General features: G+C 39.8%; 9 protein-coding genes. 1 reads left to right on the top strand and 8 read right to left on the bottom strand.

Annotated features, from left to right (window positions below; translation table 11 throughout):
• Nucleotides 1-14: 14 nt before the first annotated feature.
• Genes CHB68_RS02815 through CHB68_RS02795 form a run of 5 tightly spaced genes read right to left on the bottom strand, consistent with a single transcriptional unit; the run spans nucleotide 15 to nucleotide 7404 of the window.
• Complete coding sequence (locus CHB68_RS02815) at nucleotides 15-575, bottom strand: c-type cytochrome (RefSeq protein ID WP_179213126.1); 561 nt, start codon at nucleotides 573-575, stop codon at nucleotides 15-17.
• A 2-nt stretch (nucleotides 576-577) separates the two neighbouring features.
• Nucleotides 578-1108 (bottom strand): DUF3341 domain-containing protein, encoded by a 531-nt coding sequence (locus CHB68_RS02810; protein WP_089259334.1) that lies wholly within the window; start codon nucleotides 1106-1108, stop codon nucleotides 578-580.
• Between the two features lie 2 nt (nucleotides 1109-1110).
• Nucleotides 1111-2856, bottom strand: a complete 1746-nt coding sequence (gene nrfD, locus CHB68_RS02805; RefSeq protein ID WP_089259333.1) for an NrfD/PsrC family molybdoenzyme membrane anchor subunit — start codon at nucleotides 2854-2856, stop codon at nucleotides 1111-1113.
• Between the two features lie 34 nt (nucleotides 2857-2890).
• Complete coding sequence (locus tag CHB68_RS02800; protein ID WP_089259332.1) at nucleotides 2891-6007, bottom strand: TAT-variant-translocated molybdopterin oxidoreductase; 3117 nt, start codon at nucleotides 6005-6007, stop codon at nucleotides 2891-2893.
• Between the two features lie 35 nt (nucleotides 6008-6042).
• Nucleotides 6043-7404, bottom strand: a complete 1362-nt coding sequence (locus tag CHB68_RS02795) for a c-type cytochrome (protein WP_089259331.1) — start codon at nucleotides 7402-7404, stop codon at nucleotides 6043-6045.
• Nucleotides 7405-7636: 232 nt separating this feature from the next.
• Here CHB68_RS02795 and CHB68_RS02790 point away from each other — a divergent pair, with 232 nt between their 5' ends.
• Nucleotides 7637-8008 carry an SPOR domain-containing protein gene (locus CHB68_RS02790; protein WP_089259330.1) on the top strand — a complete coding sequence of 124 codons (372 nt, stop codon included), beginning with the start codon at nucleotides 7637-7639 and terminating at the stop codon, nucleotides 8006-8008.
• A gap of 45 nt (nucleotides 8009-8053) precedes the next feature.
• Here CHB68_RS02790 and infB read toward each other — a convergent pair whose 3' ends face one another.
• From infB to rimP, 3 genes are read right to left on the bottom strand one after another with little or no spacing between them, the layout of a single operon-like run.
• Entirely contained in the window at nucleotides 8054-10861 is a 2808-nt protein-coding gene (gene infB / locus CHB68_RS02785) for a translation initiation factor IF-2 (RefSeq protein ID WP_089259329.1), read from the bottom strand.
• Between the two features lie 42 nt (nucleotides 10862-10903).
• A complete protein-coding gene (gene nusA / locus CHB68_RS02780) occupies nucleotides 10904-12136 on the bottom strand; it encodes a transcription termination factor NusA (protein WP_089259328.1) in 1233 nt (410 codons plus the stop codon).
• A 12-nt stretch (nucleotides 12137-12148) separates the two neighbouring features.
• A complete protein-coding gene (gene rimP / locus CHB68_RS02775) occupies nucleotides 12149-12610 on the bottom strand; it encodes a ribosome assembly cofactor RimP (RefSeq protein WP_089259326.1) in 462 nt (153 codons plus the stop codon).
• Nucleotides 12611-12654 lie beyond the last annotated feature (44 nt).

The following is a 12654-nucleotide window of genomic DNA, read 5'->3' as shown; positions in this document are numbered from 1 at the left end:
GTATTGTTTACCTATTATTTGGTTAAATCTTGTTTCAATTGCATTACATATTCAGATACTTGCCACATTTCCTCAGTATTCATTTGAGAAGCATATGACCCCATTGAGTTCAATCCATAATGAATTGTATAATAGGTAGTACCAACGGTAACGTTTCTTACTGGATCTGCATAACTAGGAACACCCAATATTTTCTCTCTTTTTACCAAAGTACCTTGTCCGTCACCCTTATCTCCATGACAGATAGCACAGTAAATGGTATATAATTGACCACCTTTAGCCAGGTTTTCATCCGTATTTAAGGAATCTAATGGGCTGGACTGTAATCTAGCCAACTCCTTACCCTCTGGTGAATTCTCAATCTCATATGGCAACCATCCACGGTTTACCGTGTTTGCAGGTGGCACCAAAGCTTCCGCTTGATTTGGTAAAAAATCTGCCTCTCCATAGGTTTCATATCCTACAGATTCATACATATTGGGCATATATTGGTAATTCCTAACACTTTTATCATGACAAGAAGTTGCCAATATGACCAACGCCAATACTAATATTACACTCTTAAAACTGTTCATATTTAATGACTGTTTTTTTCTGATATATTGATTTCAACAGCACCGGTCTGCATCAATAAATCTTTTAGTTCTTGCTCATTATCATGGATTTCAATTTCCATTAGAAAGTGATCATCCGTAGTTCTAACATCTGGGTTTTCCGCTTCCTTAAAAGGCCACAATCTACTTCTTAAATAAAACGTGATTACCATTAAGTGTGCTGCAAAAAACACCGTTAATTCAAACATAATAGGCACAAAAGCCGGCATGTTCTCTATATAGCTAAAACTAGGTTTACCTCCAATATCTTGAGGCCAGTCTTCTATCATGATATAATTCATCATAAGAACGGCAACCGTTAAACCCACACATCCGTATAAAAAGGAAGTGATAGCTATTCTTGTAGGCGCCAAGCCCATTGCTTTGTCCAGTCCGTGTACCGGAAAAGGACAATATACCTCTTCAATATGATGTTTGGCTGCCTTAACCTTCTTAACGGCATGCATTAAAACATCATCATCGTCGTAAAAAGCATGTATAACTTTAGATGCCATATTTATCTTTTGTTATTTAATAAAATTGCTGCTTGTCCTGCCCAATCATCACGTTGTGCCCTTCCTGGGAAAGACCCTGTAATAGAGTCCAATAGATCGTACTCACGTTCGGTCATTCTAGCTACTTGAGCAAACGTATATATTCCTATTTCGTTTAAAGTGGCTTCCATTTGCGGACCAATACCTTTCACTTTTTTAAGATCATCTGGCTGCTCCCTGGTTGCATCAAACGTACCTACCGCACTTAATAGATCAGAAACCCCGACCTTATCCCCAACAGCCGGTACAACCTCGCCCATAAGAACATTATCCGTAATTGGTTCTTCTATCTCTCTCTTCATAGGTGTAATCGTATATAACGGTTTCCCCGCATCCCTTAAGGTTTTATACTTTTCCCCAGACGACTTCAGGATAGACTTTACTTCTGCCTGTGCAATTACAGGGAAGGTTCTAGAATATAACAAGAACAATACAAAGAAGAATCCTATGGTACCAATGAATATACCGATATCCACAAACGTTGGAGAGAACATTGTCCATGAAGATGGCAAATAATCCCTATGTAATGATGTTACAATAATTACGAACCTTTCGAACCACATACCTATGTTAACCACAATAGATATGAAGAATGAGAACATAATACTGGTTCTTAATTTTTTAAACCACATGAACTGCGGAGAGAATACGTTACATGTCATCATTGACCAATACGCCCACCAATAAGGTCCTGTTGCCCTGTTCAAGAATGCATATTGCTCATATTCCACACCAGAATACCACGCCATGAACAACTCGGTAATATAGGCACAACCTACAATAGAACCGGTTAACATGATAACGATATTCATTAATTCTATATGCTGAATAGTAATGTAATTTTCCAAATGACATACTTTCCTCATTATGATCAACAAGGTATTTACCATTGCAAACCCAGAGAAGATCGCACCTGCAACAAAGTAAGGCGGAAAAATCGTGGTATGCCAACCAGGTATTACAGATGTAGCAAAGTCAAATGATACAATAGTATGTACGGATAGTACCAAAGGAGTTGCTAGACCGGCCAGGACCAATGAAACCTCTTCAAATCGTTGCCAATCTTTTGCACGACCGCTCCATCCAAAACTTAATAGACTATATATCTTCTTTTGAAAAGGCAAAACAGCCCTATCTCGTATCATTGCAAAATCTGGAAGTAAACCTGTCCACCAGAAAACCAATGAAACGGATAAATAAGTTGAGATTGCAAAAACGTCCCAAAGTAAAGGGGAGTTAAAGTTTACCCAAAGAGATCCAAATTGGTTTGGAATTGGAAGTACCCAGTAAGCCAACCAAGGGCGACCCATGTGAATAATAGGGAACAAACCTGCTTGTACTACCGAGAATATCGTCATTGCCTCTGCAGAACGGTTAATGGCCATTCTCCATTTTTGACGGAACAACAACAGTACCGCAGAAATTAGGGTTCCGGCATGACCAATACCAACCCACCATACGAAGTTGGTGATATCCCAAGCCCAGTTTACAGTTTTGTTAAGTCCCCATGTACCGATACCGGTAGAGACCGTATAAATTATACAACCTACTCCCCACAAAAATGCCACTAGGGCAATAGAGAAAACTATCCACCAATGCTTATTTGCCCTTCCCTCAACAGGAGCAGCAATATCCACTGTTACATCGTGGTAGCCTTTGTTTCCAATTACTAGGGGTTTTCGTATAGGAGCTTCGTAATGCGACGCCATAGACTTTTGTTATAATTACTTTCTAGTATTTTTTTTATGCTTCGTTGGTATTTCTAACCTTAACATGATAGAAAACGTTTGGCTGGGTACCTATATGCTCCAGTAAGTGGTACATACGGTCACTTTCTTTCAATTCCGCCACTTTACTTTCCTTGTCGTTAATGTCACCGAATACTATAGCACCATTACTACATGCGGAAGAACAGGCTGTTTGAAATTCTCCATCCTTGATTACACGACCATCTCTCTTGGCATCCAAGATTGTTTTTTGTGTTTTCTGAATACACATTGAACATTTCTCGATAACACCTCTAGATCGAACGTTTACATCTGGGTTCAATACCATTTTACCCAAATCATTGTTCATATGGAAGTCGAACTCATCATTGTTATTGTACAGGAACCAGTTGAACCTTCGTACTTTATAAGGACAGTTGTTTGCACAATATCTTGTACCCACACATCTGTTATACGCCATTTGATTCTGACCTTGTCTACCGTGTGATGTTGCCGCCACAGGACATACTGTCTCACATGGAGCATGGTTACAATGTTGGCACATTACAGGCTGAAAAGCAACCTGAGGATTAGCGGAAGGATCTTCCAATTCACCAAAACCACCCAACGAACCATTTTCACCACTTAAGCCATCAAATTCGTCCTTTTTGATATTATCCTGCTCAAATGTTTCTTCAGAGGAATAATACCTATCAATACGCAACCAGTGCATATCCCTTGACTTTCTTACTTCAGCTTTACCAACAACAGGTACATTATTCTCTGCATGACATGCAATAACACAAGACCCACAACCGGTACATGCATTCAAATCTATTGACATATTAAAATGGTGGCCAATAGTACGGTCAAAGCTATCCCAAAGATCTACTGACGTTGCAGGAACCTCTTGGTGGTCTAAAGAAACCACAGGAACTTCGTTCCATTCCGCATGATCTTTGGTATTGAATATTTCCAAGGTAGTTTCCTTTATAATATCCCCTCTACCCATAAGGGTTTTATGCAATTGAATACAGGCAAATTCATGGTTACCGGCTACTTTCTCCACACTAACGGTTTGATGTGCATTAAAGCCGTCATATAGTGCAAAGGCGTTGACACCGGTCTTCATTTCCTCTTTTAAACCTACAGTTTTACCATAACCAAAAGAAAGACCTACCGTACCCTTAGCCTGCCCTGGCTGAACGACCACAGGGACCTTATCCAAACTAACGCCGTTAACGGTAAGCTTAACATAGTTACCATCCATTCCGCCATTGGCAACATTTACATTTTCTACGCCCAACTCAACGGCATCAGCTTTTGAAATTGTAACATAATTATCCCAAGACACCCTTGTAATTGGATCAGGAAACTCTTGCAACCAAGGATTACTTGCCTGCTGGCCATCACCCATACCTACTTTTGAATACAATGTAAGCTCCATACCGTCACCGGTAGTATTTGCAAGACTACGTACGGCGGTAGAAATTGAAGATGTATTGGAAACAACGGCATCACCACCGATCAATGTATTAGATTGAGACTCATCATTGTCGGCAACCTCACCATTTCCAATGAAAACACCATCTTGTAACGCTTGGTTCCAATTAGCACCATTTAAAATAGACGAGGACCATGTTTCCTTAATATACTCATAATAGGTTTGCTCACTACCTAATAGTTCTAATAGAACCGATTGGAATTGCTTGGTATCAAACAATTCCTTAATAGTAGGTTGCATTAAACTATAATGACCCTTTTTAATTTCTATATCACCCCAAGACTCCAAGTAATGGTTAGATGCAGCAACATATTGTACGGCCTCCGCGGTTTCGTTCCAATTGGAAGTAAACGCAACTGAAAGATCAACTTTTTCTAGACCTTCTTTAAAATCTGCAGCGTTAGGCAGTGAGTACAATGGATTTACACCATCCATAATCAATGCTCCGACCCTACCGGATTTCATATCGGAAATCAAAGAATTCAAGGCCTTAACACTACCTTGTCTTATATATTTTGGAGCAGTAGCATCAAAAGCTTTACTACTCAACATTTCATTTATTGCCAGTACTACAGCCTGGGCATTCACATCATCCAAACCTGTAACTACAACAGCATTGGAACCGGCTTTTTTAATTTCCGCAGCCAGACTATCTACAGCAGCATCATATTCAGAAGTATTGCCTCCAACATTGGTACCGTTCAACTTACCATACAATTTGGCAAGAACAATTTTTTGAGCACTTGGTTTCAAAGGAATACGCTTATCCGCATTTGCACCTGTCAAGGACATATTGGCCTCTAATTGCACGTGACGTGACATTTTACCCTTTTTGGGTACACGCCCTCTAGAATAACCTGCATCATATCCCCCACCTTGCCAATCTGCAATGAAATCAGCACCAAAAGAAACAATCAATTCCGCTTTTTCAAAATCATAATCAGCCAAAGCACGTTCTCCGTATCTAGCCTCAAAAGCGGTCAATGCAGCATCTTCAGATATTGCATCATATACTATATGTTCAATATTTCCATTAGAAGCTTGTAGCTCAGCAATAAGTCGATCCGTCGAAGGACTAGCATATGTTTGCGTCAGCAAAGCAATCTTCTTTGAAGAACCATTTAAAGCACCCAATTTGGATTTCAATGTTGCCGTTAGCACATTCCATTCTACAGCTTCTCCATTTGCCATTGGTCCTTGCAATCTTGTACTGTCATATAAAGAAAGTACAGATGCCTGTATTCTTGCATTTGCAGCACCACCAACCTTGGCCAAGGTATTATTCTCTACCTTAATGGGTCTACCTTCACGGGTTTTTATCAAGATACTTGCAAAATCAAAACCATTGGCAATAGTGGTAGCATAATAATTTGCCACACCAGGAACAATGTTCTCCGGAAGAACAACGTAAGGTATTGATTTCGTAACCGGACCCTCACATGCAGCCAATGAAGCTGCAGCTGTACTAAAACCGACATATTTCAAGAAATCCCTACGGTTTGTATTCGTTGTAGCTAAAGTTTCCTTATCGCCCAAGAATTCATCAACCGGAATCTGCTCTACAAACTCGTTCTGTTTAAGCGCCTCAACAATGGAATCATCAGGATTTAACTCCGCTTCGTTTTTCCAATATTTTTTGTTTGATGCCATACGTATTATCTGTAATTAGCTTCTTTAATTTATTATTAATAATGACACTTTCCACATTCCAGACCGCCCAACTGCGCAGCCGTTAAATTATCAACCCCATATTTCTTGGAAAGTTCAGCATGGATTTTCTCATAGTATTCGTTTCCTTCGACCTTTACATTGGTCTCTCTATGACAATCAATACACCAACCCATTGTCAACGAAGAATATTGATACATAATTTCCATTTCCTCAACTGGTCCGTGACAAGTTTGACATTCTACCCCTGCAACAGAAACATGTTGAGAGTGGTTGAAGTATGCAAAATCTGGCAAGTTGTGTATGCGCACCCACTCTACAGGCTGGCTCTCACCAGTGTATTTTTGGTTTGTTTCATCCCAACCAACAGCTTTATACAATTTTTTTATTTCCCCGGTATAAAACTCGTTCGTGTACCCGTTTTCCAAATCTTCTTGTGAAGGTCCTTCTGGATTGCCCGTATATTCATAAATAGATTTATGACAATTCATACATACATTCAAGGAAGGAATACCGGAATGTTTTGACACCCTAGCGGAAGAGTGGCAATACTTACACTCTATTTTATTGTCACCTGCATGTATTTTATGCGAGTAATGTATAGGTTGAATTGGAGCATACCCTTGATCAACGCCAACTTGCATCATCCAACCATAAGCAAAATATGCACTCCCCAACAACAATAATATTGCGGTCACCAATACCAAAAATTGGTTTTTGGCAAAAGCCTTCCACAATGGCAAACCTTTCTCCGCTTTTTCCTTTTCAACGATTACCCCATTGGCTTGGGCAATTCTTTGCAAGGTCTTGTTCACCAACAATAACATCACAACCAATAACCCGAAAACCAGTACTAAGGCACCCAATATAATTTCATTGGACACTCCTCCAGCCTGAGCAGCTGTACCAGAAGCCCCATCACTTGCTCCAGCCGCGGCGGCAGGCGCTGCAGGAGGAGGTGCGGCAGTATAGGCCAGTATATTATCAATATCCTCATTGGTCAACGTAGGAAAAGCAGTCATTGCCGCTTGGTTATATTCCGCATAGACCTTATTGGCATAAGGGTCTCCGGATTTTATCATTCCCGGACTATTTTTTATCCAAGAGTACAACCACTCTTTATCCAGCCCTTCTTCTTCACTCAGCCTTGCCTCTACATTGGCCAAGGCAGGACCAGTCATTTTACGGTTTAATGCATGGCAAGCGGCACAATTCTGGTTGAACAACGCCTTGCCTTTTTTAGCATCTCCAGCATCCGCCGCGGCAACTTCGCCAGAAGCATCATCTTGCGCGGTAGCGGGAACAGTATAAAACAAAAAAGCTATTAGGGTAAGTCCTAAAATTTTAGAAAACTGATTTCGGTATGGAACCTTTTTCATATATCGAATATTTCTATCGGAATCTTGGCATGATTTTGGTCATAGATGAAACCTATTAATATCCATCAAATGCCTAAATCGGAGACAAAAATACGACATAGACTTTATTTGCAAAATGTTAATGTATTTATAATTTACAATTTAGAAATATTCTAAATAACCTTTGATTTATTTGTTTGATCCTTAATAAATTACTTTTGTGTCTATTCAAAATAAAATGATTTAATAGGTTATGAAAACACTTTATACCATAGTACTTTTGGCAGGTTTAGCTCAATTTGGCTATTCACAAGGTGCCAAGGTAAACATTCAACAAGATGAGAAAATTGACCAATTGTTGGAAATTTACAAATCTTCGTTGAGCCATAACGAATATTACAGAATTCAAGTAGGTTTTGGGGATTATGCAAAGGCCCAAAAAATAAAGGCAAATGTAGAGGAAGATTTTCCAGACTTGGTTTCTAAAATAGATTTTGACTCACCAACTTACAGAGTACGGGTAGGCCGATTTACATCTAAATTGGATGCGGAACGAAAATTCAATGAAGTACGGATAAAGTATCCGGACGCCATGCTTTTAAAACCAAAAAAATCGACCAAATAGGTCGATTTTTTTATATCCAAACTACACATTAACATGTAGTTTTACTTATTTTGATTTCAGTTTCTTTTTAACAGCTACCTCTTGGAACGCTTCTACTATATCTCCTTCTACTATATCATTGTAGTTCTTGATCTGAAGTCCACAGTCATAGCCTTTGGAAACTTCCCTAACATCATCCTTGAATCTTTTCAACGACGCTAATGTACCGGTATAAATTACCACGCCATCACGTATTAAACGAATATTGGAATTTCTAAATATCTTACCACTGGTTACCATACAACCTGCAATGGTTCCAATTTTGGAAATCTTGAATGTTTCCCTAATTTCTGCCGTACCGGTTATCTCTTCCTTCATTTCCGGGGACAACATGCCTTCCATTGCGTCCTTAAGGTCATTGATTGCCGCATAAATAATGGAATACATACGGATATCTATTTCCTCTTTTTCTGCAATGGCCTTGGCATTACCCATTGGCCTTACATTAAATCCTATTATGACCGCGTCTGATGCAGATGCAAGAAGTACATCAGATTCCGTAATTGGCCCTACCGCCTTATGAATGATATTTACTTGGATTTCATCCGTAGATAACTTTTGGAACGAATCTGTAAGCGCTTCAACCGAACCGTCCACATCACCTTTAAGGATAATATTAAGTTCCTTGAATTCACCTAATGCAATTCTTCTACCAATTTCATCTAGTGTTATATGACGTTGCGTTCTAACGGATTGCTCCCTTTGTAACTGTGATCTACGAGATGCAATTTGTTTTGCTTCACGTTCATCTTCCAATACATAGAACTTGTCACCGGCCTGCGATGCTCCATCAAGGCCTAGAATGGATATTGGCCTGGAAGGACCAACTTCCGTTACCGCATTACCACGCTCATCTTGCATGGCCTTAATTTTACCACTGGTGGTACCGGCTAGTACATAATCCCCAATTTTAAGGGTTCCTGCCTGTACCAAGACCGTTGATACATACCCCTTACCTTTATCCAAGTAAGCCTCAACAACTGTTCCACTGGCCAGTTTATCAGGATTTGCCTTCAGCTCCAATATTTCAGCCTCCAACAATACTTTTTCCAATAATTCCTTGACCCCTAGACCTGTCTTGGCAGAAATATCATGCGATTGAATTTTACCGCCCCAATCTTCTACCAATAAATTCATTTGTGCCAAGCCTTCCTTAATCTTATCAGGGTTCGCGGTTGGTCTATCGATTTTATTAATTGCAAAAACAATAGGTACGCCAGCTGCTTGCGCATGGCTTATGGCCTCCTTAGTCTGCGGCATAATATCATCATCAGCTGCAATTACGATTATAGCGATATCCGTTACTTGTGCTCCTCTTGCACGCATTGCGGTAAACGCCTCGTGACCAGGTGTATCCAAGAACGCAATACGCTCCCCATTTTCCAAGGTAACCCCGTAAGCACCAATGTGCTGCGTAATACCTCCACTTTCACCCGCAATTACGTTTTCCTTTCTAATATAATCCAGAAGAGAGGTTTTTCCGTGATCCACGTGCCCCATTACGGTCACGATCGGAGCCCTAGGCTTCAAATCCTCAGGAGCATCTGGCTCCTCAACAATACTTTCTTCTATATCTGCGGTTACAAAATCTACTTCATATCCAAATTCCTCTGCTACGATAGATAACGTTTCCGCATCTAAACGCTGGTTCATGGTCACCATGATACCTAAGGACATACAGGCAGAAATAATTTCTGTTGTAGAAACCCCCATCATTGTAGCAACTTCCGTAGCCGTAACAAACTCGGTAACCTTAAGTACCTTATTCTCTAATTCTTGTTTTTCAAGATCCTTTTCCGTTTGCTCACGGTGTTGATCTCTTTTACTTCTTCTATATTTAGCACCTTTACCTTTTTTGGACTTGCCTTGCAGCTTCTCCAAGGTTTCACGTACTTGCTTTTGAACATCTTCTTCCGTAGGCTCCACTTTGGCGGTAGGGGCAAATCTACCTCTACCTTTACGATCCCCTGTAGTATTGGATGGTCTTGATTGACCTCCACCCGGACCAGATGTATTTTTTGTAACGATTCTTCTACGCCTCTTCTTACGATCGGTAGATTTATCTGCAGGTTTCTTATCCGCTGGTTTCTTTTTGGGCTTTTCGAATTTACTTAAATCGATTTTAGCGCCAGCAATTTTAGGACCTGATAATTTTTGATATTGGGTCTCTATGGTAACGGGCGCTTCTGGCTCTGCCGTTCCCGCATCCTTAGCTTCACTTGCAGTTTCAGCTTTTTCTTCTTTCTTGGATTCACTTACCTTAGGCGTTTCTGCCTTCGGTTCGTCTTTTTTGACCTCTTCTTTTTTGGCTACGGGAGCTTCTTTTGGCTTTTCTACCTCAACCTTTTCAGTTTTTTGAACCTCTTCTTTTGCTTCAGGCTTAACTTCTGCCTTTGCTTCGGTTTTTGGAACATCCTTAGCAGGCTCCTCTTTCTTCTTTTTAGGATTCAGATCAATCTTACCGACCATCTTAGGCCCTGCAAGTTCAACTTTTCCTACCAAGGTCGACTCTTCTGATTCGGCATTTCTACGCTCACGGGCCAAGCGACGATCATCTTGTTCCTTTTCCAGTTGTACCCTAATTGCCTCTTTCTCTTTCCGCTTTTCCTCTCCTACTTCCTTAGATGCAACTTTTTTACTCTTGTCCGTCTGGAACTCGTCAAGCAAAACTTGATAAACATCATCAGAAATTTTAGTGGTAGGCCTAGCTTCCACATCATGTCCTTTTCCGTTTAGAAAGTCCACTGCCCTATCCAAGGAAATATTAAGTTCACGAAGAACTTTATTAAGCCTTATTTTCGCATTGTCTGCCATAAATACTGATTCCCGTTCTTTTATTTAAGTGCTAATATATAGCTAATCTTCTAATTCTTCTTTTAGGATGCGAACAACTTCAACAATTGTTTCCTCCTCAAGATCAGTACGCTTTACCAAATCACTAACATCTTGTTCTAAAACGCTACGTGCGGTATCCATACCTATCTTCTTGAATTCCTCAATGATCCAAGCATCTATTTCATCTGAAAACTCGGTCAATTCCACATCTTCCTCAACTCCTTCACGGAAAACATCTATCTCATAACCTGTCAACTGACCTGCCAATCTAATATTATGTCCTCCCCTACCAATAGCTTTGGAAACTTCTTCTGGTTTAAGGTAAACCTGAGCGGTCTTTTTTTCCTCGTTCAACTTTACAGAAGACACTCTAGCTGGGCTCAAAGCCCTGGTAACCAACAATTGTGGGTTTGCCGTCCAGTTGATTACATCTATATTTTCGTTCCCCAGCTCACGGACAATACCATGAATCCTAGATCCTTTCATTCCTACACAAGCACCAACAGGGTCAATACGGTCATCATAGGAATCTACTGCCACTTTAGCTTTTTCCCCTGGTATACGAACCGCCTTTTTAACCGTGATCAAACCGTCAAATACTTCCGGTATCTCTTGGAAAAACAACTGCTCCAAGAATTTGGGAGAACTTCTTGACATGATAATGGTCGGTTTTGCGCCTTTCAGTTCAACACTTTCAATAATACCCCTAACATTATCGCCTTTACGGAAAAAATCCGATGGTATCTGCCTATCTTTTGGAAGAACGATTTCATTGCCTTCGTCATCCAACAAAATTATAGCCTTATGGCGAATATGATGTACTTCTGCCGTATATATTTCACCTTCCAAATCTTTAAAGTGCTTATATATGGTAGTATTGTCATGCTCATGAATCTTAGAAATTAGGTTTTGCCTTAATGCCAAAATAGCCCTTCTTCCCAAGTCAATTAATTTAACCTCTTCTGAAACATCCTCACCAACTTCAAAATCCGGCTCTATCTTACGAGCTTCTGACAAGGAAATTTCCTCATTGGGCTCTTCAACCTCACCATCGTTTACCACAACACGGTTACGCCAAATTTCCAAATCTCCTTTATCTGGGTTAATAATGATATCAAAGTTATCATCTGAACCAAATTTCTTTTTTAGCGCATTTCTAAAAACATCTTCCAAAATGGCCATTAGTGTTACCCTGTCTATGAACTTATCGTCCTTAAACTCTGAGAAAGATTCAATTAACGCAATATTTTCCATTGGTAATTACAATTAAAATTTTAATACAACTTTTGCTTTAATAATATCTGAAAAATTTACTTCTTCTTTTTTTTGAACGGTAACCTTTCCTTTTCCTATTGGCTTAGGTTCTCTAGCCTTCCACTCTAAAACTATAGAATTTTCATTAACGGCAGTTAAATTACCCTCAAATTTATCATCATTGGTTCTTACTTCAAGTTTTCTTCCAATATTTTTTAAATATTGGCGGGGCATCACCAATGGCGAAGCCGCTCCTGCCGATGCCACCTCTAGGGAAAAATCATGCTCGTCACGATCTAGGTTATGCTCAATGGCGCGGCTGATCTTTATACAATCACTTACCGTAACACCATGATCTCCATCAATAACTACATGTATACTATTATCGGCCCCCATTGTAAAATCTATTAAAAACAATGAAGGGTCTTCCTTTAGACCTAGTTCCAATAACTCCTTTACTTTTTCCTTTAGCATAAATAATAAGTAATAAAAGAGGGGACTAATTGTCCCCTCATGAA

This window comes from Maribacter sedimenticola, from assembly GCF_900188415.1.
In the GTDB taxonomy this organism is placed as follows: Bacteria; Bacteroidota; Bacteroidia; order Flavobacteriales; family Flavobacteriaceae; genus Maribacter; species Maribacter sedimenticola.
The sequence above is the reverse complement of the archived record's forward strand: the minus strand, read 5'-3'. Positions and strand labels throughout refer to the sequence as shown.